This is a genomic window from Blastococcus sp. MG754426 (assembly GCF_021699055.1).
In the GTDB taxonomy this organism is placed as follows: Bacteria; Actinomycetota; Actinomycetes; order Mycobacteriales; family Geodermatophilaceae; genus Blastococcus.
The window spans coordinates 1-23073 of record NZ_SSXC01000016.1; the positions used below are offsets into that span (position 1 = coordinate 1).

Annotated in this window: 23 protein-coding genes; 9 read left to right on the forward strand and 14 right to left on the reverse strand. The window is 74.2% G+C overall.

All coding sequences use genetic code 11. From position 1 onward, the window contains the following. A partial coding sequence (locus E9549_RS07915) for an EAL domain-containing protein (protein WP_236825993.1) occupies nt 1-2908 on the forward strand: 2908 nt, incomplete at its 5' end. A gap of 48 nt (nt 2909-2956) precedes the next feature. After that, a complete protein-coding gene (locus E9549_RS07920) occupies nt 2957-3100 on the forward strand; it encodes a hypothetical protein (RefSeq protein WP_236825994.1) in 144 nt (47 codons plus the stop codon). Nucleotides 3101-3659: 559 nt separating this feature from the next. On the opposite strand, the gene E9549_RS07930 is transcribed toward E9549_RS07920, so the two are convergent. The 7 genes from E9549_RS07930 to E9549_RS07960 form a co-directional block, all read right to left on the reverse strand. After that, complete coding sequence (locus E9549_RS07930; RefSeq protein ID WP_236825995.1) at nt 3660-4088, reverse strand: hypothetical protein; 429 nt, start codon at nt 4086-4088, stop codon at nt 3660-3662. Further along, a complete protein-coding gene (mshB, locus tag E9549_RS07935; protein WP_236825996.1) occupies nt 4085-4978 on the reverse strand; it encodes an N-acetyl-1-D-myo-inositol-2-amino-2-deoxy-alpha-D-glucopyranoside deacetylase in 894 nt (297 codons plus the stop codon). The genes E9549_RS07930 and mshB overlap by 4 nt, the downstream gene beginning before the upstream one ends. Before the next feature lie 147 nt (nt 4979-5125). Beyond that, complete coding sequence (locus E9549_RS07940; RefSeq protein ID WP_255714841.1) at nt 5126-6169, reverse strand: dipeptide ABC transporter ATP-binding protein; 1044 nt, start codon at nt 6167-6169, stop codon at nt 5126-5128. Between the two features lie 52 nt (nt 6170-6221). Beyond that, nucleotides 6222-7274, reverse strand: a complete 1053-nt coding sequence (locus E9549_RS07945; RefSeq protein WP_236825998.1) for an ABC transporter ATP-binding protein — start codon at nt 7272-7274, stop codon at nt 6222-6224. After that, nucleotides 7271-8215, reverse strand: a complete 945-nt coding sequence (locus E9549_RS07950) for an ABC transporter permease (protein WP_236825999.1) — start codon at nt 8213-8215, stop codon at nt 7271-7273. The genes E9549_RS07945 and E9549_RS07950 overlap by 4 nt, the downstream gene beginning before the upstream one ends. Next, nucleotides 8208-9131, reverse strand: coding sequence for an ABC transporter permease (locus E9549_RS07955; protein ID WP_236826000.1), 924 nt, complete (start codon nt 9129-9131; stop codon nt 8208-8210). The genes E9549_RS07950 and E9549_RS07955 overlap by 8 nt, the downstream gene beginning before the upstream one ends. Before the next feature lie 148 nt (nt 9132-9279). After that, nucleotides 9280-10938: an ABC transporter substrate-binding protein gene (locus E9549_RS07960; protein WP_236826001.1), complete on the reverse strand. Its 1659-nt coding sequence runs from the start codon at nt 10936-10938 to the stop codon at nt 9280-9282. 354 nt (nt 10939-11292) lie between these two features. Here E9549_RS07960 and E9549_RS07965 point away from each other — a divergent pair, with 354 nt between their 5' ends. Beyond that, nucleotides 11293-11466: a CsbD family protein gene (locus E9549_RS07965; protein ID WP_236826002.1), complete on the forward strand. Its 174-nt coding sequence runs from the start codon at nt 11293-11295 to the stop codon at nt 11464-11466. 132 nt (nt 11467-11598) lie between these two features. Here E9549_RS07965 and E9549_RS24090 read toward each other — a convergent pair whose 3' ends face one another. Together E9549_RS24090 and E9549_RS07975 are read right to left on the reverse strand one after the other, a co-directional pair. Beyond that, nucleotides 11599-11832, reverse strand: coding sequence for a DUF559 domain-containing protein (locus E9549_RS24090; protein WP_236826003.1), 234 nt, complete (start codon nt 11830-11832; stop codon nt 11599-11601). Nucleotides 11833-12513: 681 nt separating this feature from the next. Next, the gene (locus tag E9549_RS07975; RefSeq protein WP_236826004.1) at nt 12514-13269 is read right to left on the reverse strand and encodes a (deoxy)nucleoside triphosphate pyrophosphohydrolase; all 756 of its coding nucleotides are present in this window, start codon (nt 13267-13269) and stop codon (nt 12514-12516) included. 27 nt (nt 13270-13296) lie between these two features. Here E9549_RS07975 and E9549_RS07980 point away from each other — a divergent pair, with 27 nt between their 5' ends. The 5 genes from E9549_RS07980 to E9549_RS08000 all read left to right on the forward strand — a co-directional run bounded on the left by E9549_RS07980 (nt 13297) and on the right by E9549_RS08000 (nt 16965). After that, nucleotides 13297-13779, forward strand: coding sequence for an Rrf2 family transcriptional regulator (locus tag E9549_RS07980; protein WP_236826005.1), 483 nt, complete (start codon nt 13297-13299; stop codon nt 13777-13779). 258 nt (nt 13780-14037) lie between these two features. Next, on the forward strand, nt 14038-15711 hold the full coding sequence (locus E9549_RS07985) for a nitrite/sulfite reductase (protein WP_236826006.1): 1674 nt from the start codon (nt 14038-14040) through the stop codon (nt 15709-15711). Next, nucleotides 15708-15869, forward strand: a complete 162-nt coding sequence (locus E9549_RS07990; RefSeq protein ID WP_236826007.1) for a hypothetical protein — start codon at nt 15708-15710, stop codon at nt 15867-15869. Before E9549_RS07985 ends, E9549_RS07990 begins: the two co-directional genes overlap by 4 nt. Then, the gene (locus tag E9549_RS07995) at nt 15866-16576 is read left to right on the forward strand and encodes a phosphoadenylyl-sulfate reductase (protein WP_236826008.1); all 711 of its coding nucleotides are present in this window, start codon (nt 15866-15868) and stop codon (nt 16574-16576) included. Before E9549_RS07990 ends, E9549_RS07995 begins: the two co-directional genes overlap by 4 nt. 98 nt (nt 16577-16674) lie before the next feature. Next, complete coding sequence (locus E9549_RS08000) at nt 16675-16965, forward strand: 4a-hydroxytetrahydrobiopterin dehydratase (protein WP_236826009.1); 291 nt, start codon at nt 16675-16677, stop codon at nt 16963-16965. An 87-nt stretch (nt 16966-17052) separates the two neighbouring features. Here the strand turns inward: E9549_RS08000 and E9549_RS08005 are convergent, their stop codons facing one another. From E9549_RS08005 to E9549_RS08015, 3 genes are all read right to left on the reverse strand, one after another. Continuing rightward, nucleotides 17053-19326, reverse strand: coding sequence for a PhoX family phosphatase (locus E9549_RS08005; protein WP_236826010.1), 2274 nt, complete (start codon nt 19324-19326; stop codon nt 17053-17055). A 110-nt stretch (nt 19327-19436) separates the two neighbouring features. After that, the gene (locus E9549_RS08010) at nt 19437-19823 is read right to left on the reverse strand and encodes a DUF3037 domain-containing protein (protein ID WP_236826011.1); all 387 of its coding nucleotides are present in this window, start codon (nt 19821-19823) and stop codon (nt 19437-19439) included. Further along, nucleotides 19823-20692 carry a HipA family kinase gene (locus tag E9549_RS08015; RefSeq protein WP_236826012.1) on the reverse strand — a complete coding sequence of 290 codons (870 nt, stop codon included), beginning with the start codon at nt 20690-20692 and terminating at the stop codon, nt 19823-19825. The genes E9549_RS08010 and E9549_RS08015 overlap by 1 nt, the downstream gene beginning before the upstream one ends. Before the next feature lie 161 nt (nt 20693-20853). Here E9549_RS08015 and E9549_RS08020 point away from each other — a divergent pair, with 161 nt between their 5' ends. Further along, entirely contained in the window at nt 20854-21402 is a 549-nt protein-coding gene (locus E9549_RS08020; protein WP_236826013.1) for a DUF1990 family protein, read from the forward strand. On the opposite strand, the gene E9549_RS08025 is transcribed toward E9549_RS08020, so the two are convergent. Then, the gene (locus E9549_RS08025; RefSeq protein WP_236826014.1) at nt 21399-22145 is read right to left on the reverse strand and encodes an ABC transporter permease; all 747 of its coding nucleotides are present in this window, start codon (nt 22143-22145) and stop codon (nt 21399-21401) included. The two genes, E9549_RS08020 and E9549_RS08025, sit on opposite strands and share 4 nt — an antisense overlap. Further along, nucleotides 22142-23044, reverse strand: coding sequence for an ATP-binding cassette domain-containing protein (locus E9549_RS08030; protein WP_236826015.1), 903 nt, complete (start codon nt 23042-23044; stop codon nt 22142-22144). Before E9549_RS08030 ends, E9549_RS08025 begins: the two co-directional genes overlap by 4 nt. Between the last annotated feature and the right edge of the window lie 29 nt (nt 23045-23073).

The window sequence follows — 23073 nt, forward strand, 5'->3', positions numbered from 1 at the left end:
CATCGGGGGTGGGCCGCCGCGCCCCGCTCAAGCACCGGTCCGGGACGCCGATCTCGCCCTCGTGCCCGGGACGACGCAGGACGAGTCAGCGCCGCGGTTCGAACCGCCGGCGTCCCCCTTCGACGCCCACGCCGCGCTGGTGCACCTGCTCGGCCGGCTCCGTGCGTCGTCCGGGGCCACCCGCGTGTCGGTGTGGGTGCACGAGGCCACCACCGAGCTCGTCGTCCCGTTCCGCCGGTCCACCGCCGCGACCCGCGACCCGCTGCCGCTGCACCCGGCCCTGCGGACCCCCGCCAACCTGCGCGACTCCCCCTTCCTCGCCGCCGTCGTCACCGGCCGCCGGGCCGTCGTCGCCCACGCCGGCGGCCGCCGCGCCGAGGACCGCGAGCTCGCCGACGTCGGCATCCGCTCGGGGCACGGTGAACCGCTGCTGCTCGACGGGCAGGTCGTCGGGGTGCTGACCGTCGAGCCCGCCGCCGCCGCGGCCCCCCACCTGCTGCGCCAGGCCGCCCCCCGGATCGCCGTGGCGCTGGCCGAGGCGTGGGCCCGGCGCGCCGAGCAGCGCCGGCTGCACCAGGCCGGCGTCCTGCTCACGCTGATCGAGTCCGCCGCGCAGGCCCAGTCGATGGACCACCTGCTCGGCTCGGCCTGCCGCCAGCTCGCCGAGCTCGGGGAGGTGGAGCGCGCCTGCGTCTTCCTGCTCGAGGACGGCCGCCTGGTGCCCCGCATGGCCGCCTACGCCGACGGCCGGCGCGACCTGGCCACCTGGCGGCAGTTCCGCACCGCACCCGTGCCCCTGGAGCTCGCCGAGACGGTGCTGCGCACCGGGGCCCCGCTCACCGCCGACCGCGACTCCGAGCTGGTGTCGGGCTGGTGGGTCGACTCCTTCCAGATCGCCTCGGCGCTCGCCGTACCGCTGGGCCGCAGCCCCGAGCTGGCCGGGGTCCTCACCCTGGACAGCACGCAGGTGCGGCCGTTCTCCGAGGACGTCCGCCGGCTGGCCGCCGCCGCCGGCGCGCACCTCGGGGGCGTCATCGAGCAGGCGCGCACCAGCCAGGCGCGGGCGGCCTCGCTCACCACCGCCCGGGTCGTCCGGCAGCTGCTCGTCGACGGCTCGGCGGTCACCGGCGCCGCGGCCGCCGCCGAGGTGCTGGCCCGGGCCGTCCAGCGGCTGGCCGGCACCGACCGCAGCGCCGCCTACCTGGTCGACGACGTCGGCCGCATCGGCGAGGTGCGGCACGTCGGCTGGGCGGAGGAGCACGCGCAGGTGGTGCGCGCCCGGCTGGTCGGGCGACCGGCGTCCGCCGTCCCCCTGTGGCGGCTCGCCACGGAGGAGCCCGTCCCCGTCTTCGTCGAGGACGCGGCGGCCACCGACCTGCTCGACGCGGACCTGGTGCGCGCCCTGGACCTGCGCTCCTACGTCAGCGTCCCGCTCATGTCCCGCGACCGGCTCCTGGGGCTGGTCGTCACCGGTTCGGTCGGCACCGCCCGCAGCTGGAGCCCCGCGGAGCGCGACGCCGTCCGCCAGGTCACGCTCGAGGGCGCCCTGGTCGTGGAGAACGCCGAGCTGCGCGCCGCCGAGCAGGAGCGCCTGGCCCAGCTGGCCACCGAGGCGCACCACGACCCGCTCACCGGCCTGCCCAACCGCCGGAAGTTCCTGGAGACGGTGGACCGGACCGTCCGCGGTGACCCCGACCGGCGGTCCGCCCTGCTGATGGTCGACCTCGACCGCTTCAAGGAGATCAACGACAGCTTCGGGCACGGCGTCGGCGACGACCTGCTCTGCCTGGTCGGCCCCCGCCTGCAGCGGGCGCTGCGGCCCGGGGAGCTGCTGGCCCGCATGGGCGGGGACGAGTTCGCCGTCCTGCTGCCCGACGCCGACGCCGAGCGGGCGCGCGAGGTCGCCGGCGGGCTGGGTACCGCGCTGCGCGACGCCTTCGTGCTGGCCGGCATGTCGCTGCACGTGGACGCGAGCATCGGCATCGCCCTCTGCCCGGACCACGGCCGCGACCGGTCGCTGCTGCTGGCCCGGGCGGACTCCGCGATGTACGCGGCGAAGCGCGGGCGCCTGGGCTACGAGGTGTGGGCGCCCGACGGCACCCCCGCCAGCCGCGACCGGCTGCAGACGCTGGAGCAGCTCCGCTCGGCCCTCGACGGCGACGAGCTCGTCAACCACTACCAGCCGCAGCTGGACCTGCGCACCGGCACCGTCGCCGGCCTCGAGGCCCTGGTCCGCTGGAACCACCCCGACCGCGGCCTGCTCTACCCCGACGTCTTCCTGCCCCTGGCCGAGCAGGCCGGTCTCATGCGCCGGCTCGCGCTGCGGGTGCTGGAGCAGGCGCTGCGCGACCTGCGCACCTGGCGCACCCAGGGCCACGATCTGTCGATCGCGGTGAACCTGTCCGTGTCCAACCTGCAGGACGTCGCCCTGCCCGAGCAGGTGCAGCTGCTGCTGGACACCTGCTCGCTGCCGGCCGGCTCGCTGGTCCTGGAGATCACCGAGGACGTCCTGATGGCCGACGCCGCCCGCAGCCAGCAGGTCATGGCCGGGCTGCGCCGGCTGGGCGTGCGGTTGTCGGTGGACGACTACGGCACGGGGTACTCGTCGCTGTCCTACCTGCGTGCGCTGCCGGTGGACGAGCTCAAGCTCGACCGCAGCTTCGTCACCCACCTGACGTCCGACCCGCGGGCGGCGGCGATCGTGCGCAGCACGCTGCAGCTGAGCCGCGACCTCGGGATGAGCATGGTGGTCGAGGGCGTCGAGGACGCCGACGCCCTCGCCGCGCTGCGCGAGTGGGGCTGCCACGTCGCGCAGGGCTACCACATCTCCCGGCCCATGCCGGCCGAGCGGGTGCTGGGCTGGCTGAACGCCCGCCCCCTGCCCGCGGCCGCCCCGCGGCAGGGCTGAGCAGGGGCGCCTCCGCGCCCGGCGGCGCCGACCGCCATGATCGTCGCCGTGACCACCGCAGCCCCCACCCGGGTCGCCGGGCTGGAACGCCTGGCCGCCCGCACCTGGCGGGGGCTGGAGGAGGAGCCCTACGGCGACTGGCTGCTGCGCGCCGCGGCGGGTTCACCGGGCGGGCCAACTCGGGGCTGGTGACCGGGGACCCACCGGGAGGCCTGCGCCCGGCGGTCGACACCGTCACCGGCTGGTACGCCGACCGGGGGCTGCGCCCGTGCGCCGCCGTCCCGGTGCCCGGGGGCGAGGCCGCCGACGCCGCGTTCGCCGCCGCGGGGTGGACCCGCGACGAGGACGTCCTGGTGCTCGTCGCGCCGGCGGGCCCCTGGCCCGCCGTCGACGTCCCGGTGCGGCTCGACGACGCACCCGACGCGGCCTGGCTGGCCGGCTACCGGCACCGGGGCGCGGCGCTCCCGGCCACCGCGGCGGCCGTCCTGCGCAACGCCGAGCAGCCGCTGTTCGCCTCCGTCCGGCCCGACCCCGTGGCGGCCCGGCCGGCCGCGGTGGCCCGCGGTGTGGTCGTCGACGAGTGGCTGGTGGTCAGCGCGGTGACCGTCGACGAGCCCTACCGTCGGCGCGGCCTGGCGACGGCGGTGATGGCGGCGCTGGCCACGGAGGCCCGCGCCCGCGGGGCGACGTCCTGCCTTGCAGGTGACCGCGTCCAACGCCCCGGCGCTGGCCCTCTACGCCCGGATGGGGTTCACCGAGCACCACCGCTACCACTACCGGTGGGCCCCGCCCGGCTGACCCGGCGGGCGGGGGTGCCCAGCGCCAGGCCCAGGGCGAGCGCCGCGGCCAGCACCCCCAGCAGCAGGAACGCCGTGCTCACGAGGCCGAGCGAGCCCCCGGAGACCAGCAGCAGGTCACCCTCGGGGCGCCGCACCATGGCCGCGACCACGACGGCCAGCCAGGTGACGGCGGGGAGAGCGGCGACAGCCTTGGAGCCGCTCAGCCGCAGCGCGGCACCGACCAGCAGCAGGTTGCCGGCCACCGCGGCCGCCACCGAGACCGGCACCAGCACGCCCCCCACCCGCAGCGGCAGCCAGAGGACCTCCACGACGGCCAGCCACCCGGCGACCACGACGGCGGCGATCCCGATGCCCACCGTGACCGGCCCGCGGCCCGTCACCCCTGGAGACCGGCGAAGAGGTCGTCCTCCCGGCCGTCGGGCCCGGCGGCCGGGCCGCGCTCGCCCGCGACCTGGCGGTAGTACTCGACGCCGAGCACCTCCTGGCCCAGGTTGTTCGACAGCGCGAAGAACGGGCCGTCGACGGTGATCTGGGTCGGGTGGGCGCGCATGGCGGCGTCCTTGCGCCCGGCGTAGGCCCGGGCGTCCACCGCGCAGGTGACGACCTCGTCGGGCACCACGAAGGGGATCTCGTCGAGGTCGCCCAGCCCCTCGAACGGCGAGGCCTCGCCGAGGGCGGCCATGGCCTCGACGCCCTCGCGCACCACCGAGCGAGGCATGGCGTTCCAGTAGACCTTCGCCACCTCCCAGGCGGCACCGAGGTCGGGCCGGTGGCCCGGGTCCGCCGCGGCCTCCACCGCCCGCATGGCCACCCGGTGCGCCTGGATGTGGTCGGGGTGCCCGTAGCCACCGAACTCGTCGTAGGTGACGACCACCTGCGGGCGCACCTCGCGGACCACGGCGACGGCGTGCGCCACCGCCTCGTCGAGGTCGGCGTTCCAGAAGGCCCGCGGGTGCTCGTTCGCCGGCGTGCCCATCATCCCCGAGTCGCGGTAGCGCCCGGCCCCGCCGAGGAAGCGGAAGTCCTCGACGCCGAGGGCGGCCATCGCCCCGCGCAGCTCCCAGATGCGGTAGCCCCCGAGCTGGTCGGCCTGGTCGGCGGCGAGCTGGGACAGCTCGGGGACCAGGATCTCGCCCTCCTCCCCCAGCGTGCAGGTGAGCAGGGTGACCCCGACGCCCTCGGCGACGTAGCGGGCCATCGTGGCCCCGTTGTTGATCGTCTCGTCGTCGGGGTGCGCGTGGACGAGGAGCAGGCGTCGGTCGGCGGTCACGGTCGGCCATTCTCCCCGAGGCGGCGTGCGGTGCGAGCAGGGCCGGGCCGCGCCCACGTCCTCCCCCGCCGCGGCGCGTCCTCCCCCACGGCGCACCGCGAGGGAGGACGCGCCGGGATCAGGGCAGGTGGTCCCGGCGCGAGGTGCTCAGCCCTCCGTGGGGACGACGGCGCGCGCCTCGGCGAAGTGGCAGGCCGAGGGGTGCCCCTGGCCGCGGTCGACCAGGGCCGGCGGCTCGGTGGCGCAGATGTCCTGGGCCTTCCAGCAGCGGGTGCGGAACCGGCAGCCCGACGGCGGGTTGGCCGGGCTCGGCACGTCGCCCTGCAGCAGGATCCGCTCCTTGAGCCCGCGCAGGTGCGGTTCGTGCACCGGGACCGACGAGAGCAGCGCCTGCGTGTAGGGGTGGGCGGGCGAGCCGTAGACCTGCGCGTCGGTGCCCTCCTCCACGATGCTGCCCAGGTACATCACCGCGACGCGGTCGGAGATGTGGCGCACCACCGACAGGTCGTGGGCGATGAACAGGTAGGAGAGCCCGAAGTCGTTCTGCAGGTCCTCGAGCAGGTTGACCACCTGCGCCTGCACCGAGACGTCCAGGGCGCTCACCGGCTCGTCGCAGACGATGACCTCCGGCTGCAGGGCCAGGGCCCGCGCGATGCCGATGCGCTGCCGCTGGCCACCGGAGAACTGGTGCGGGTAGCGGTTGACGAAGTCGGGGTTGAGGCCGACCCGCTCCATGAGCTCCTGGGTGCGCTGCAGGCGCCCCTTCCTCGGTGCGATGTCCGCGTGCACCGACCAGCCCTCGGCCACGATGTCGCCCACGGTCATGCGCGGGTTCAGCGAGGCGTAGGGGTCCTGGAAGATGATCTGCACCTCGCGCCGGTACTGCTTGAGCGCGCGGCCGCTCATCCGCGTGACGTCCTCGCCCTTGTAGAGGATCTGCCCGTCGGTCGGCTTCTCGAGGGCCACCAGCATCTTGGTGACCGTCGACTTGCCGCACCCGGACTCCCCCACCAGGCCGACCGTCTCGCCACGGCGCAGCGAGAGGTTGACGCCGTCGACCGCGCGGACGTGGCCGACCGTGCGCTTGAGGACGATGCCCTGGGTCAGGGGGAAGTGCTTCTTGAGGTCCTTGACCTCGAGCAGCACGTCACCCGGCGTGTGCGTCGGGCGGCTCGCGGCCGCCTCGGCCAGCGCCCGGTCCACCTCCGCGGACGGGTCGGCTGCGCTGCTCCCGGAGCTGGCGTCAGACACCGAGGACCTCCTCGCTGTAGTGGCAGGCCGCCTGGCGCCCCGGGACGACCAGCCGCAGCGGCGGGACGTCGGCGACGCAGTCGCGGCCGGGTGCGGCCTGCGCACCCGTGCGCCGCTTGGGGCAGCGCGGGTGGAACGGGCAGCCCGACGGGATGGCGGCCAGGTTGGGCGGCTGCCCGCCGATCGGCTGGAGCCGGCCGCCCTTGACCTCCACCTGCGGGATGGAGCGCATCAGGCCGTCGGTGTAGGGGTGGGCGGGGTTGCCGAACACCTCGTCGACGGTGCCGCGCTCGACGATGCGGCCGGCGTACATGACGGCCACGTTGTCGGCCACCTCGTTGACCACGCCGAGGTCGTGGGTGATGAGGATGAGCCCCATCCCGGTGTCCCGCTGGAGGTCCTTGAGCAGGTCCATCACCTGGGCCTGGACGGTGACGTCGAGCGCGGTGGTCGGCTCGTCGGCGATGAGGATGCGCGGGTCGAGCGCGAGCGCCATGGCGATCATGACGCGCTGCCGCATGCCGCCGGAGAACTGGTGCGGGTAGTCGTTCACCCGCTCCTTGGCGGCCGGGATGCGGACCCGCTCCATCAGCTCGACGGCGTGCTGCTTGGCCTCCTTGCGGGAGGTGCCCCGGTGCGCGCGGAACATCTCGCCGATCTGGAAGCCGACGCTGTACACGGGATTCAGCGCGGAGAGCGCGTCCTGGAAGATCATCGAGATCCCGGGCCCGCGGACCTTGCGCTGCTCCTCCTCCGGCAGCGTGAGCAGGTCACGCCCCTCGAACACGATCCGGCCGCTGGTGATCTCCGCCGGCGGGGTGTCGAGGATGCCCATGATCGCCTGGGCGGAGACGGACTTCCCGGAGCCGGACTCGCCCAGGATCGCGAGGGTCTCCCCCTCCGAGACGGTGTAGCTCACGCCGTTGACGGCGTTGACCAGGCCCGACCCGGTGCGGAACTGCACCCGGAGGTCGTCGACCTCGAGGATGGGCGTCCCGGCACCGCGGGCGGGGCTGGTGGGGACGGACGACGATGCGGTGCTCATGAACGCTGCTTCGGGTCGAGGGCGTCGCGCAGGGCGTCACCCATGAGGACGAAGGCCATCACCGTCAGGGTGAGGATGAGGCTCGGGAAGAGGACCGCGTGCGGCGCGGTGCGCAGCAGGCTCTGCCCGGTGTTGATCTGCAGGCCCCAGGAGATCGCCGGCGGCTGCAGCCCGACGCCGAGGAAGGTCAGCGTCGCCTCGGCCGCGATCAGGATGCCGATGGTGATCGTGGCGTAGACCAGCACCGGGGCGACGGCGTTGGGCATGATGTGCCGGACGAGGATCCGGGTGTTGGAGGCGCCCATCGCCCGGGCCGCGGCGACGTAGTCGGAGTTCTTGATCGCGATCACCTGCGAGCGGACCAACCGCATGGCGGTCATCCAGCCGAACAGGGCCAGCGCGATCGCCACCGCGACCACACCGCGGCCGAGGATGCCGCTGCGCAGGACCACCAGCGCACCGAGGATCAGCGGCAGGGCGTAGAAGATGTCCGCGATCCGGGACAGGATGCTGTCGGTCACGCCGCCGTAGAAGCCCGAGATGGCGCCGACGAGGACACCGAGCACCAGGATCACGACGACGGCGAGCAGGCCGATGATCAGCGAGTTCCGAGCGCCGTACACGACGTTGGCCAGGTAGTCGCAGCCCTGCTGGTCGAAGCCGAACCAGTGCTCCGCCGAGGGCTCGGCGTTGCTGTTCGACAGGTTGCACGAGCGCGGGTCGACGCCCCGGGCGAAGACCGACGGCAGCAGCGCCATCGCGACGAAGAGCAGCCCCAGGACCGCGCCGATCCAGAAGAGCACGTTCCGCCGGAGCTGGCGCCAGGCGTCGCTCCACAGGCTGTTCTGGCGCGCCTCGCCCCCCGGCTGGTCGGTCGCGCCGGTCACACCACCGGCCCCGGCCTCGTCGTGGCCCAGGGTCGTCAGGTTCGGGTCACTCATAGCGGATCCTCGGGTCGAGGACGGCGTAGAGCACGTCGACGACCAGGTTGAAGAAGATGAAGACGAAGACCAGGAGCGTCACGATGCCCACGACGACGGCGCCCTCCTGGGCCCGCACGGCGTCGAAGACCGCCCGCCCGATGCCCGGCAGGTTGAACACCGTCTCGGTGACGATCGCACCGCCCATGAGCGTGCCGATGTCGGCGCCGATGAACGTGACCACCGGGATCAGGCTGTTGCGCAGGGTGTGCCGCACGATCACGTCACGGCGGGGCAGACCCTTGGCCCGGGCGGTCCGCACGTAGTCGGCGCGCATGTTCTCGGCGATGCTCGTGCGGGTCAGCCGCGCCACGTAGGCCAGCGAGCCCGCGGCGAGCACCAGCCCGGGCAGCAGGAAGCTGTACCAGCCCTCGTTCACACCGGCGATCGGGAACAGGCCGAGCTGGAGCCCGAAGGTGAACTGCGCGATGAACGCCAGCACCAGGATCGGGATCGAGACGATCAGCGTGGTGCTCACCAGCACGACGTTGTCGAAGAAGCCGTTCTTGCGGATGCCGGCCAGCACGCCGGCGACGATGCCGATGAGGATCTCGAAGGCGATGGCCACCACGGCCAGCTGGACCGTGACCGGCATCCGCTGGCTGATGGTGTCGATGACCTCGCGGCCACGGAAGTCGGTGCCGAAGTCGCCCTGGAGCAGGTCACCGAGGTACTTGACGTACTGCAGCCAGAGCGGGTCGTTCAGGTTGAACTCGTCGGTCAGCTGGGCCACCACGGCCGGCGCCAGCGGGCGGTCGCCCCCCAGCGCCCGGATGGGGTCGCCCGGCAGCGCGTAGACCAGGGCGAAGATCAGGAACGAGGCCCCGAGAAGGACGGGGATGGTGAGTAGAAAGCGGCGCGCGATGTAGCGGCCCATGTCGCTCCTCGGTCGGGACGCCTCTCACCCATGTGGCGAGCGGGGAGGCGTCGTCCATGATGCGGGACGAGCCCGAGCGGCCGACCGCCGGGGAGCCCTGCCCGGTCTGGGCGGGGATCCCCGGCGGCGGCCTGCGGTGCGGTGTGGGTCAGCTGACCGGGACCACGTTGGCGACGTCGATGTCACCGAAGACGTCGATCACCACGTCGCTGACGTTCTCCGAGTGCCCGGCCTGCTCGAGGTCGAAGAACATCGGGATGATCGGCATGTCCTCCAGCAGGATGTCCTCGGCCTGGTTGTAGAAGTCCAGGGCCTCCTCGTTGCTGCTGGCGCTGTTGCCCTGCTGGATCAGCTCGTCGAACTCGGGGTTCGAGTAGAACGTGGCGTTCGAACCCGCCGGCGGCAGCGCGGCCGTGGAGTACAGCGGCTCCAGGTAGTTCTGCGGGCTCGGGTAGTCCATGCTCCAGCCGAGGCGGAACGGACCGGTCACACCCTGCTCGTCGAGCAGCGGCAGGTACTCGGCGAAGTCGAGCTCGCCCCGGAGGACGTAGTCGACGCCCAGGTTCTCGCGCAGCTGGTTGCCGACGGCCTGCACCCAGGCGTCGTGGCCGGCGCCCGCGTTGAACCACAGCTCGATGGGCTGGCTGCGGTCGAAGCCGGCCTCGTCCAGGAGCGCGTTCGCCGCGTCGACGTCCAGCTCGCAGTACTCGCAGACGCCCTCGCGGTAACCGTCGACGACGGGGGCGACGTAGGCGTCGGCCGGCGTGCGGCTGCCGTTGAAGATGGCGTCGGAGATCGCCTGGCGGTCGACGGCCATCGACAGCGCCTGCCGGACCCGCGGGTCGGAGTAGCGCTCGTCGTAGGTCGGGAAGCCCAGGTAGGTGAACCCGGACGACGGCGCCTCGAGGAAGCGGTCGCCGAGCACGTCCTCGGCCGAGGCCAGGGCGTCCGGCGGCAGGTCCGGCAGGACGTCGAGGTTGCCCGCCTGCAGGTCGTTGTAGCCGGTGTTCAGGTCGGCGTAGACCCGGAACTCCACGCTGTCGGCCACCGCCGGGTCCTCGCCGGCGAAGTCCTCGTAGCGGGTGACGGTGATGCCCTGACCGGGGACGAACTCGCCCTCGGCCTGGAACGGGCCGTTGCCGATCGGCTGCGTGCCGAAGCCCTCGGGGTCCTCGAAGAAGGCCTCGGGGAGCGGCCAGAAGGCGTTGTAGCCGACGGTCACCGGGAACTGGGCGAACGGGGAGGCGAGCTCCACCTCGAAGGTGGTGTCGTCGATGACCCGGAGGCCGCTCATCTCCTGGGCGGCCGGGTCGCCGGTGACGTTGCCCTCGGCGTCGGTCGGGGCCTGCAGGTCGTCGTACCCGAGGATGTTCGAGAAGAAGTACGACGCGCCCTGGGCGTTCGGGCTGTAGGCGGTGTAGTTCCACGCGTCGACGAAGGACTGCGCGGTCACCGGGGTGCCGTCGTGGAAGGTCCAGCCGTCCTTGAGCGTGACGGTCCAGGTGGTGTTGTCCTCGGACTCGATCGACTCCGCGACACCGGTGTACTCGACGGCGCCGTCGGCGGCGTACTCGACGAGACCCGTCCACAGGGAGGAGATGACCTGGTGGCCCTCGCTCTCGGTGGTGTTGCCCGGGATCAGCGCGTTCTCCGGCTCACCGACGTAGACGCTGAACGAGCCGCCACCCTCGGCGGAGGTGCCGCCGCTCCCGCCACCGTTGTCATCGCTGCCACCACAGGCGGACAGCATCATCGCGGCGGCGACGCCGGCCGCGACGAGCCCACCTCTGCGCTTGCTCAACTTCACGTGCAATGCCTCCCTCGACCCGCACCAGCGGGGGGAACGGACAGGTCGACCAGGCCCCGAGGGGGCGAGTGGTCGACAGATTGGTCTCGAGCCGGACGCAACCGGACCAGGGAGGCCCGGGACTGCGACGGGTGGACCCTAGGCACGCCTCGGAGGGGGTGTCCACGGACGTCACCGACTTGTGACCTGGGCTCACGATCCGCGCCGCAACCGTAACTTCCACGCCCCGCGGCGCGTCCGGCGGGCCGTCCTCCGGTCGTCCCGGCCGGTGCGCCGAAGCCTTTCCCGGGGACGTGTCACGAGCTGCCGGGCCGGGTACCCGCTGGTCGATCCGACGACGACCGGAGGGCAGCGATGACCGGCACCGAGAAGTTCACGAACAAGGTCGAGGAGATGTCCGGCAAGGGGAAGCAGGCGCTCGGCGACGCGACCGACGACCGCGACCTCCAGGCCGAGGGCAAGAAGGAAGAGTCCAAGGGCAACCTCAAGCAGGCCGGCGAGAAGGTCAAGGACGCCTTCAAGAAGTAGGCGGGGCCCTCCCAGGACGCCCGACGGGCGCCGTCCCCCGAGGGGGCGGCGCCCGTCGGGCGTTTTGTGCACAAAGCGCCCGGGTGGCACCCGTGTGGCGTTGTGTGCACACAACGCCCGGGGGGTCCGGGCTCAGCCGAGCAGCGCGGCCCGGATCCGCGCGACGACCGCGTCCATGTCCCGGAGGTCGTGGGCGGCGAGCCGGACGACCCGCCACCCCGCGGCGGCGAGGCGGCGGTACCGCTCGTCGTCGCGCGCGATCTGCAGATCGTCGAAGTGATAGGCGCCCTCGTACTCGACGACGACCCGCTGCCCTCGACGACCTCGTACTGCGGCACCGGTGCCGGGAGCCCGGCCAGGGCGCACGCCACCCGCACCCACGACTCCGGCGGCGACCCGGCCCGCGCATCGACGAGCGCGAACGCCCTGCGGGCGCGTACCACACCCCACCGCCCGACGCCCGCTCGGACCAGCCCGGCGAGGCCCGCCACCGTGAGCAGGTCGGCGCGCACCATCGCGTCGAGGACGCCGACCGCCGTCGCGGTCGACTCGAGCGCGGCGACGTCCCACGCGGTGCGCAGCGGGGTCGTGCACCGCAGGCCGTCGTCCGTCACCTCGACGTCGGCCGCCGGCAGGGCGACCCGGCGCACCCGGACGCCGGCCGGCCCCCGCCACTGGAGCTGCTCCGGCACCAGCACGGTGACCTGGTCCCCGTAGCCGGGCTGCGACGCGCCGAGGACGGCCGCTGCCGAGCGGGCACCGAGCGCCGCCCCCGGCGGCATGAGGAGGGCGGTCGCACGGCAGCGCAGGAGGTGGTCCCGCGGGAGGGACGGGTCGGCGTAGACGCCGCGGAGCACGCGCACGTACGGGCCGTCCCTCAACTGGCGGCGGCTGAGGACGCCCTCGGAGACGGCGTGGGCACCGACGAACACGCCGTGGAGGCCCTGGGAGCGCAGGAGCACGAGCCGGATCCTGGCGGCCGGCGCCGGATCGCCGATGCCGTCGTCCACACCCCGGCGTTATGTGCACAAAACGCCCGGAGAGGGGTCAGCTCCTGGTGAGGAGAAGTCGGACGGCGGGCAGCAGCGGGCGGTCGGCGGGGATCCAGTCGAGCGCGTCGAGGTCGGCCGCACCCACCCACCGCAGCTCGGCGTGCTCCCGCGCCACCGGCCGGCCGTGCGTGATCCGCGCCTCCCAGACCCGCATCGTCGAGGCGCCGGGTGCCCCTCCGGCGACGACCCCGTCGAGCGGCACCTCCCCGAGGAAGGACCGGGGCGCGACGGTGACCCCGAGCTCCTCGGCGCACTCGCGGACCAGCGCCGCGAGGTCGGTCTCCCCCGGGTCGACCTTTCCGCCGGGAAACTCCCAGCACCCGTCGAACGGCCCGCCCGAGCGCTGGGCGACCAGCACCCGGTCCCCCTCGACCAGCGCCGCGCCCACGACCTGGACCACCTCGCGCGCCCGCAGCGCGGCCCCGGCGGACAGGGCGTCCAGGTGCGCCCGCATCGCCCGCTGCACCCGCGGCCGCAGCGCCCGGTCCGCGACCCACCCCACCGGGCCGGGCAGCCCGGTCGCCCACTCGACCTGCTCCTCGACCCGCGTGCCGGCCGCGGTGGCCGTGAAGCGGCGCACGTGCTCGACCCGGCCGCGGGGACCCAGCGGCGCGGCGAAGGCGTCCCGCTCCGGGCGCACGGACCCCACCTCGCGCAGCGGGAACGGCCACGGGCGGCCCAGCGCACGGGCGACGTCGAACGCCACGGTCAGCGGCGCCTCCACCAACGCGGTGAAACGCAGCCGGGACACCGGGGCACTCTCGCAGATGACGGCAGTATGGGCAGCGTGCGCATCACCGCCCGGGTCGACTACGCCGTCCGCGCCGTCCTGGAACTCGCCGCGGCGGCACCCGAGGCGCTGACCTGCGACCGCATCGCGACCGCGCAGGGCATCCCCAACCGCTTCCTCCAGGCGATCCTCGCCGACCTGCAGCACGCCCGCCTGGTCACCAGCCAGCGCGGCCGGGACGGCGGGTACCGGCTGGCCCTGCCCGCCTCGGAGATCTCCATCGCCCGGGTGATGCGGGTCGAGCTGGGGTTCCTGGCCGAGGTGCACGGTCAGCGGCCCGAGGAGGTCACCTACCCCGGCCACGCCGCCGGGCTGGCCGAGGTCTGGGTCGCCGCCCGCGAGGCCTACCGCCGCGTGCTGGAGGGGGTCACCGTCGCCGACGTCGTCGCCGGGACGCTGCCTCCGCACGCCGCCGAGCTGGTCGCCATCGACACCGCGTGGCGGTCGTTCAGCGAACCCACGCCCCGCTGAGCGGCGCCGGGCCCGCCCCCGCCGGGTGATCCCCGCACCCGACCGCGCGGGATGTGGGAGGATCGCCGGCATGACGGACCGCGGCAGCCTCCTGGTCGCGCGCCTGCACATCGACCTGGCGCTCGTCTCCAGCGCCGCCTGTCGCGCCCTGCGCTGACCCAGGTCCCCCGCGCAGCTGTCCCGCTGCGTCCCGAACCAGCAGCGCCCCACCCCGGCCGACTGCCGGGCCGTCGGCGAGCGCAGGAAGAAGTACGCCACGTGAGCACCCCCACCCGCACCAGCAACCGGCCCCAGCGGGGTCAGGGCCAGTGGGCGCTGGGCTACCGCGAGCCGCTCAACCCCAACGAGCGGATGAAGAAGGACTCCGACGGCCTCGAGGTGCGCCAGCGGATCCTGGACATCTACTCGAAGACCGGCTTCGAGGGCATCGACCCCGGCGACCTCCGCGGCCGGATGCGCTGGATGGGTCTCTACACCCAGCGCGCCCAGGGCATCCCCGGCGGCAAGACCGCCGTGCTGGAGCCCGAGGAGCTCGAGGACTCCTACTTCATGATGCGGGCCCGCATCGACGGCGGGCAGCTGACCAGCGACGCGCTCCGCGTACTCGGCGGCATCAGCACCGAGTTCGGCCGGGACGTCGCCGACGTCACCGACCGGCAGAACGTCCAGTACCACTGGATCCGCATCGAGGACGTGCCCGAGATCTGGCGCCGGCTGGAGTCGGTGGGCCTCTCCACGATGGAGGCCTGCGGCGACGTGCCGCGCGTGATGCTCGGCTGCCCGCTCGCCGGGATCCTCGAGGACGAGGTGGTCGACGCCACCGACGTCATCGCCGAGACCGTCGCCAAGTACGTCGGCAGCCCGGAGTTCAGCAACCTGCCGCGCAAGTGGAAGACGTCGATGTCGGGCTGCGTCGACCACTGCACCGAGCCCGAGATCGACGACGTCTCGTTCGTCGGGGTCGTCAACGAGGCGGGCGAGGCCGGTTACGACCTGTGGGTCGGCGGCGGGCTGTCCACCAACCCGATGTTCGCCCAGCGGATCGGGGTCTTCGTCCGGCCCGACCAGGTGACCGACGTCTGGGCCGCCTGCACCGCCGTCTTCCGCGACTACGGCTACCGCCGGCAGCGCAACCGCGCCCGCATCAAGTTCCTCATGGCCGACTGGGGCCCGGAGAAGTTCCGCCAGGTGCTGGAGGACGAGTACCTGAAGGAGCCGCTGCCCGACGGCCCGGCCCCCGCCCCGGCCAAGCACGACCAGCGCGACCACGTCGGTGTCAGCCGGCAGAAGGACGGCCGCAACGCCGTGGGCTTCGCGCTGCGCACCGGCCGGATCAGCGGCACGCTGCTCACCACGATCGCCGACCTCGCCGACGAGTACGGCCAGGGCCGCATCCGGACGACGACGCAGCAGAAGCTGGTCATCCTCGACGTCCCGGACGAGAAGGTCGAGGCGCTGGTCGACGCGCTGGCCGAGCACGACCTGCAGGTGCGGCCCAGCGCCTTCCGCCGCGGGACGATGGCCTGCACCGGGCTGGAGTTCTGCAAGCTGGCGATCGTCGAGACCAAGCACTTCGCGCAGGAGGTCTACGCCGAGCTCGAGCGCCGGCTGCCCGACTTCGACACCCCGATCGGGATCAACATCAACGGCTGCCCGAACAGCTGCGCCCGCTTCCAGACCGCCGACATCGGCTTCAAGGGCTCGATGGTGCGCGACGACGCCGGCGAGATGGTCGAGGGCTTCCAGGTGCACCTGGGTGGGCACCTGGGCGTGGAGCGCACCTTCGGCCGCAAGTTCCGCGGCCACAAGGTCACCAAGGGCGAGACCGCCGACTACTGCGAGCGCGTGCTCCGCGGCTTCCTCGAGCGCCGGACGCCGGGTGAGTCCTTCGCCCACTACGTCGCCCGCGCCGAGGAGGAGTGGCTGCTGTGAGCGAGGAGTCGACGTCGGGAAGGACCCGCCAGCTGCCGGTGTTCCACTGCCCGTACTGCGGCGACGAGGAGCTCACGCCGTACGAGGACGGGTGGCGCTGCGGCGCGTGCCTGCGGGCCTTCTCGGTCCGCCTGATCGCCACGGGGGTGCAGGGATGACCATCGCGCTGCGTCCGACGCCGCTGCTGGCCCAGGCCGCCGACGCCTGGTTCGACGGCATCGCCGACCCGGTTGAGCAGGCGCTCGCCGTGCTCACCTGGGCCGGCGACACCTTCGGCGACGAGTTCGCGATCACCTCGTCCATGGCCGACGGGCTGCTCGCGCACCTGGCCTCCCGGGCGATCCCCGGCGTGCACGTCGTCTTCCTGGACACCGGCTACCACTTCGCCGAGACGATCGGCACCCGCGAGTGGATCTCCTCGGTGCTGCCCATCACGCTCGTGAACGTCGAGCCCGAGCAGACCGTGGCCCAGCAGGACCTCGAGTTCGGCCCCGCGCTGCACGACCGCGACCCCGACCTGTGCTGCTCGCTGCGCAAGGTGCAGCCGCTGGCCCGGACCCTCTCCGGCTACGTCGCCTGGGGGTCGGGGGTGCGGCGGGACGAGTCGCCGACCCGCGCCGGCACGAAGATCGTCGACTGGGACGCCAAGCGCGAGATGGTCAAGATCAACCCCATCGCCGCCTGGACGCAGGACGACGTCGACCGGTACATCGCCGAGCACGCCATCCCGGTGAACCCGCTGTTCGAGATCGGCTACGGCTCGATCGGCTGCGCCCCCTGCACCCGGCCGGTCGCCCCGGGCGAGGACCCGCGCGCCGGACGCTGGGCGGGCTCCACCAAGACGGAGTGCGGCCTCCACACCTGACGAACCCCCGTCCCCCTCACGCCTCGCAAGCTCGGCGCGAGCCACCGGAGGGGCGTTCCAGCACGTCACCAGCCGTTCGAGTGCGTCACCATGGGGGCATGCCTCGCCCGCCGCGGTTGCCCGATGACGAACTCGCCGCTGCGCTGGCCTCGCTGCCGCGGTGGAGCGGCGACGGCGACGGCCTGCGCCGGACCGTCGAGCTGCCCAGCTTCCGCGACGCCGTCGCCGCCATCGTGGCGATCGCCGACGTGGCCGAGGAGATGGACCACCACCCCGACGTCGACCTGCGCTGGCGGACGCTGCACCTGACCCTGGTCAGCCACTCCGCGGGCGGGGTGAGCGAGCTGGACCTCGAGCTCGCCCGCCGGATCGACGCGCTGCTCCCCTGACCGGCGCCGGCCCCCGCACCGTGCGGTGCGGGGGCCGGTGCGGCCCCCTCCCGAGCGTGCGAGGGGTGGGGTGGAGGGAGCCCGTCCTCAGCTGCCGACGCGCCCGCCGTCGGTGCGGTAGACGACGGCGACGCTGGGCCGCGGGAAGGGCCGGTACGCCTGGAAGTCCGGCCACCGGCTCGAGGGGTTCTCCACCGTGGACCCCGTGGTCTCCCCCGGGTGCTGGACGGCGACGAACACCGACCGGGCGTCCCGGGTGATCAGCGGCCCGCTGCACTCGGCACCCAGCGGCACGGTGAGGAACGCCTTCAGGTGCCCGCGCTCGGGTCCCGCCGTCGGCACCGCGAACAGCCCGTCGTTGGTCCCGCCGAGGGTGCCGACGGCCTGGTTGCGGACCGACAGCACGTTGCCGTCCGTGGAGATCCACAGGTTGCCGGCGGGGTCGAACTCCAGGTTGTCCGGGCAGGAGATGGCGCTGACCTTCGACCGGTCGTACCCGGCGAAGTACGTGCCCGGGTACTGCGGGTCGCCGCAGACCAGGAAGATCCGCCAGGTGAAGGAGGTCCCGCCGGCCGACCCGGTCTCCTCCCACTCGATCACGTGCCCGTTCCGGTTGCCCGGCTGCTGCTCGAAGGTGGCCGGTGTGCCGGCCTCCTCGTCGGCGGGCTCGAACGCGTAGGAGCGGGTGAGCGGGTGGGCCTCGTCGGCGCCCGGCCGGCCGTTCACGCCGGTGCGGGCGGAGTTGTTGGTGAGCGCCGCGTAGACCCGCCCGTTGACGGGGTTGACCTGGATGTCCTCCGGCCGGTCCATCCTGGTCGGCACCAGCGCCGGGTCGACGACGACCGGGTTGGCCGGGTCGGGGAAGTCGCCGTTGCCGTCGAGCTGCTTGCCGAGGCGGTCGGCGGCCAGGCGGGTGAAGGTGAGCACCCAGGCGACGTCCTTGCCGGGGATCATCGACCGGCCGTCCTCCACCAGCGGGATCCACTCGCCGTAGCCGTCGAACTCGCCGTCCGCGGGCAGCGCGCCGCTGCCGTCGATCTCCGCTGCCGGGGAGTCGCCGACGAAGCGGGCGACGTACAGGTCGCCGTCCTCGAGCAGCGTCAGGTTGTGCGCCCGCGACGCGCTGTCGGTGCCGGGCCGGTAGGTCTTCCGCGAGACGAACTTGTAGATGTAGTCGAACCGCTCGTCGTCCCCGGAGTAGGCGACCACGCGGCCGTCCTCGGCGATCTGCACGTTGGCGCCCTCGTGCTTGAACCGGCCGAGCGCGGTGCGCTTCTTCGGCGTCGATGCCGGGTCGTAGGGGTCCACCTCGACGACCCAGCCGAAGCGGTTCACCTCGTTGGGCTCGCGGGCCAGGTCGAAGCGGGCGTCGACCTCGTCCCAGCGCCGGCCGGCCGGGCGCGTGGTCGAGACGCCGTAGCGCGCCAGCCGGGGCTCCTTGGCGCTCTCGGTGATCGGCGTCGTCGTCCCGAAGTACTGGTTGAAGTTCTCCTCGCCGTGCAGCGTGGTGCCCCACGGGGTCATGCCGCCGGCGCAGTTGTTCAGCGTGCCGAGGACGGTGCGTCCCTGCGGGTCCGCGCTGGTGCGCAGGTACGGGGAGCCGGCCGCGGGGCCGGTGAGCTCCATCGGTGTGTCCGCGGTGATCCGGCGGTTGCGCCGGCCGTTGCGGACCGGGCGCCACTCGCCGGTCCTCCCGTGCCGCTGCACCTCCACGACGGAGATGCCGTGGGCCATCATGGCGATCCGCTTCTGCTCCGGCGTGGTCGGCGCGGACTCGCTCGCCACCCCGGCGAACATCAGCTGCTCGTTGGTGTACTCGTGGTTGACCACGAGCAGCGCCTGGCGGTCGCGGTCGTCCAGCGGCAGGAAGCCGATGTAGTCGCAGTTGTAGCCGAACTGCATGGCCTGCGCCTCGGGGGTCTGCCGGTCGATGCGGAACGGCGGCGCGCCCGGCAGCACCGGGTCGCCCCACCGCATGACGACGGAGTAGCGGTACCCGCTCGCCGTGACCAGCTCGTCGAGGAAGTTCTGCTCGACCGGCTGGAACGTCAGGTCGCTCCCCGGGGCAGGGGTCACGCCGCCACCTGTCGGCACCGGCTGCTGCTCCCGGGCGGCCGCGGAGGCGACCGGTCCGGCGGCGACGAGCAGCGCGCCCGCCCCGGCCGCCTTCAGCATGCTGCGGCGGCTGAAGGCGGTCTCGACGACCTCGGCGAACGTCGGGTTGTCGGTCTGGTTCGGAACGGCGGTGTCGCAGGCGTTGCCGCACTTGTAGTAGCAGGTGGCGTGGCTGCGGCTGCCGTGGCGGATGCCGGAGAACAGCGGCAGGAGCGCGCGCTTGCGCGGCTCGAGGATGTCGGTCATCGGTCCCTCTGGTCGCGGGGCTGTGGGGGCCTTCGCACCCAAACGGGCCGTGACGACGCAGCGGTGGCAACCGGGTGAACGGCCGGCGAGCAGTCGGCCACCGATCGCGGTCAGCCGGTGACGGGCAGCACCAGCAGCGCCAGGAGGCGGTCGGCCTCGGCATCGGGATCGGCGGTCAGCCCGGTGTGCACGGGACCCGGCTGGACCACGGTGCTCCGCGGCGCGGTGAGCCAGCGGAACCGGGACCCGAGGGCCTCGCGCCCGGCGGCGCCGGCCACCGGGGCGGCCGAGCAGACGTCCGCGGCCGCCTGCAGCGCGCGGCCGATCGCCGCGGGGTCGGCCGTCGGGTCCAGCGCGCGGAGCCGGTCGGCGTCCAGGTGCAGCCGCGACCCGAGGTAGTCGCGCTGCCGGCAGTAGACGATCACGCCGGCGTTGAGCAGCTCACCGCGATCGACGCGCGGCACCACCCGCAGCACCGCGTACTCGAAGGTGTCCATCACCGCTGGCTGACCCCCTCGGGCGGCGGGGGTCCGAGCCACGCGGGCCGGTTCTCCCCGCGCGGGGCGCGCCGGCGGCCCGCTCCCCCGGCGGCGGCCGCGGCGACCAGCCCGGGCAGCCACGCGGGGCGCGCCGCGAGCCGGGCCAGCAGCTGCCCGGCGTACCGGGCCCGGGCCTCGTCGGGCGACGGACCGGCCGCGGGGTCGTCGAGCCACTCGTCGGGCACCTGGGCGAGCACCCGGCCCAGCAGCTCCCGGGTCACCCGGTGGGCCAGCGCCGCGTCGGCCGCCGTCACGTCGGGGCTGCACTCGACCAGGGCGTGCGCCGAGGCGTCGTAGGGGCGCTCGACGGCCGCCGCGGCCCCGGGCCAGTGGTGGTGGAAGGTGAGCGCCGCACCGTGGTCGATCAGCTGCAGCCGCCCGTGCCAGAACAGCATGTTGGGGTTGCGCCAGGAGCGGTCGACGTTGCCGATCAGCGCGTCGAACCACAGGACCCGGCCGGCGAGCTCCGGGTCGACCCCGTCGGCGCCGGCCTCGAAGTCCAGCGCGCCGGGCAGGTAGTCCAGTCCCAGGTTCCGCCCGGCCGAGCGCTGCAGGAGCTCCTGCACCTCGTGGTCGGGCTCGCCCACGGCCAGCTCGGGCACGACGTCGACGGTGACCAGCGCGGGGACCGGCAGCCCCAGGGCCCGGGCGAGCTCGGCGCAGACCACCTCGGCCACCAGGACCTTCACGCCCTGGCCGGCCGCCCGCCACTTGACGACGTAGGTGCCCAGGTCGTCGGCCTCCATGAGCCCGGGCAGCGACCCACCCTCGCGCAGCGGGGTGACGTAGCGGGTGGCGGTGACCGAGGGCAGCACAGTGACGGCCAACCTACGCCCGCCCTCGCGGCCGGGGCGGCTGCGCCACCCGTCGGGGGGACCCGCCGTCCGAGGAGCCGGGCGCCGAGGTCCCGGGCGCCCTCGCCGAGCTGCACCGGCGGCTGGCCGCTCCCCACGTGGTCTGACCGTGAGGGTGGCCGGAGACTGGCCACGTGGGACTGCTGCGCGCGCTCGACCCGGTCGCGCTCGCCGGTGCGCCGCTGACCTACGCCGAGGTCGGCGCGACGGCGGACGCGGAGTTGCCCGCCGGGTACCGGGTCGCCGAGCACTCGGTGGTGGTGGGCACCGGCCGCGCCGCGTTCGAGCGCGCCGCGGAGGCGGTCCTGGGCTGGCGGGCGCAGCGCGCCGCGGGGCTGCGGGTCCGGGCGACGGGACCGGCCGGCACCCCGGGCACGGTCGTCGTCCTCACCGCGGGGCTGCCCCGGTTCGGCTACGACATCCCCTGCCGGGTGGTCTGGGCCAGCACCGGGGGCGACGAGCGGGGCTTCGCCTACGGCACCCTCCCGGGCCACCCGGAGAGCGGCGAGGAGCGTTTCGCGGTCCGGCTGACGGCGTCGGGCGACGTCGTCTTCACCCTGCGGGTGTTCTTCCGGCTCGCGTCACCGGCCGCGCGGCTGGCCGGCCCGCTCTCGCTGGCCCTCCAGCGGCTGGCCACCGCCCGCTACACGGCGGCGGTGCGCCGGGCCGCCGGCTGCAGCTAGACGTCCCGCCGCACCAGCACCGCGAGGCCCAGGAGCCAGGCCGCCAACGCCCAGCCGCCGGCCACCAGCAGCCCCGTCTGCCAGGAGGTGGCCACCGACAGGAACGCGTCCTCCCCCACCCGGAAGGCCGGCAGCCGGCGCGAGATGCGCAGGCTGAGCTCGGTACCGGCGATCGCCAGCACCGGGGGGAGCACCAGGACGAGCGCGAGGACGGCGCCGAGCGCCCCGGCCGTCGAGCGCAGCAGCGCGGCGGCGCCGACCGCCAGCACCGCGGTCAGCGCCGCGCCCACGACCTGCAGCCACAGCTGGCGCAGCACGTCGGGGTCGGTGGGCGGGATCCCGCCGGGGACCGCGGTGAGCCGGCTCGCGGCCAGCAGGCACCCGGCGGCCACCAGCGCGGTGAGCAGCACGCTCCAGCCGGCGACGACGATGGTCTTGGCCAGGAGCACCCGACCGCGGCGCGGGACCGCGGTGAAGGTGACCAGCGCCAGGCCGGTGCGGAACTCGGCGCTGACGACCAGCACCGCGAGGACCACGAGCGGCACCGACCCGAAGCCGAAGCCGGTGAGCGCCGAGCTGACGGCGAGGTCCGCGCGCGGCGCCGACTGCGTCGTCGCCGCCGCGAGCCAGCCGGCGCCGCCGGCCAGGAGCACGAAGAGGCCCGAGCACCACCACGTGGAGCGGGTCGAGCGGAGCTTGGTCCACTCGCCGGCGAGCACCGCCCGGAACGGGACGCCGCTCACGGGGCGACCGCCCCGTACTCCACGTCGTCCCCGGTCAGGGCCAGGTAGGCATCCTCCAGGGAGCCGGTGACCGGGCTGAGCTCGTGCAGCCGGACGCCGATGCCGTGCGCGAGGTCGCCGACGTCGGCGGCGGCCAGCCCGTCGATGCGCAGCGCCCCGTCGATCTCCAGCTCGACGTGCCCGCCGGCGCGCTGCACCGCCGACGCCAGCACGGGCGCCTGCGGGCTGCGCACCCGGACGGCGGTGTGCGCGCCGAGGAGGTCGGCCATCGGGACGTCGGCGAGCAGCCGGCCCCGGCCGAGGACGACGAGGTGGTCGGCCGTCTCCTGCATCTCGCTCATCAGGTGGCTGGACACCAGCACCGTCCGCCCCTCGTCCGCGAGGTCGCGCAGCAGCTCGCGCACCCAGCGGATGCCCTCGGGGTCCAGCCCGTTGACCGGTTCGTCGAGGAGCAGCACCTCCGGGTCGCCGAGCAGGGCCGCCGCGATCCCCAGCCGCTGCGCCATGCCGAGGGAGAAGCCGCGCACCCGCTCGTGGGCCACCGGGGTCAGCCCCACCAGCTCGATCACGTCGTCCACCCGGTGCACGGGTAGCCCGTTGCCGCGCGCCAGCGCCAGCAGGTGGGCGTGCGCGGTCCGTCCCGGGTGGCGGGCGCGCGGGTCGACCAGCGCGCCGACCTCCCGCAGCGGGTGGGCCAGGTCGCGGTACGCGCGGCCCCGCACCGTCGCCGTCCCCGCGGTGGGCCGGGCCAGCCCGAGGGCGCAGCGGATCGTCGTCGTCTTGCCCGACCCGTTGGGGCCCAGGAAGCCGGTGACCCGGCCCGGCTCCACGGTGACGGTGAGCCGGTCGACCGCCACCCGGGCGCGGTAGCGCTTGGTCAGGCCGCGGAGCTCGATCACGCCGCCAGGATGGCCGACGCCCGCCGCAC

What these genes read in the sequence shown, in the direction of transcription:
- E9549_RS07945 (WP_236825998.1), bottom strand. Translation starts at nt 7,274, where the DNA reads ATGAGCACCGCATCGTCGTCCGTCCCCACCAGCCCCGCCCGCGGTGCC.
- E9549_RS07950 (WP_236825999.1), bottom strand. Translation starts at nt 8,215, where the DNA reads ATGAGTGACCCGAACCTGACGACCCTGGGCCACGACGAGGCCGGGGCC.
- E9549_RS07955 (WP_236826000.1), bottom strand. Translation starts at nt 9,131, where the DNA reads ATGGGCCGCTACATCGCGCGCCGCTTTCTACTCACCATCCCCGTCCTT.
- E9549_RS07965 (WP_236826002.1), top strand. Translation starts at nt 11,293, where the DNA reads ATGACCGGCACCGAGAAGTTCACGAACAAGGTCGAGGAGATGTCCGGC.
- E9549_RS07980 (WP_236826005.1), top strand. Translation starts at nt 13,297, where the DNA reads ATGGGCAGCGTGCGCATCACCGCCCGGGTCGACTACGCCGTCCGCGCC.
- E9549_RS07995 (WP_236826008.1), top strand. Translation starts at nt 15,866, where the DNA reads ATGACCATCGCGCTGCGTCCGACGCCGCTGCTGGCCCAGGCCGCCGAC.
- E9549_RS08000 (WP_236826009.1), top strand. Translation starts at nt 16,675, where the DNA reads ATGCCTCGCCCGCCGCGGTTGCCCGATGACGAACTCGCCGCTGCGCTG.
- E9549_RS08005 (WP_236826010.1), bottom strand. Translation starts at nt 19,326, where the DNA reads ATGACCGACATCCTCGAGCCGCGCAAGCGCGCGCTCCTGCCGCTGTTC.
- E9549_RS08010 (WP_236826011.1), bottom strand. Translation starts at nt 19,823, where the DNA reads ATGGACACCTTCGAGTACGCGGTGCTGCGGGTGGTGCCGCGCGTCGAT.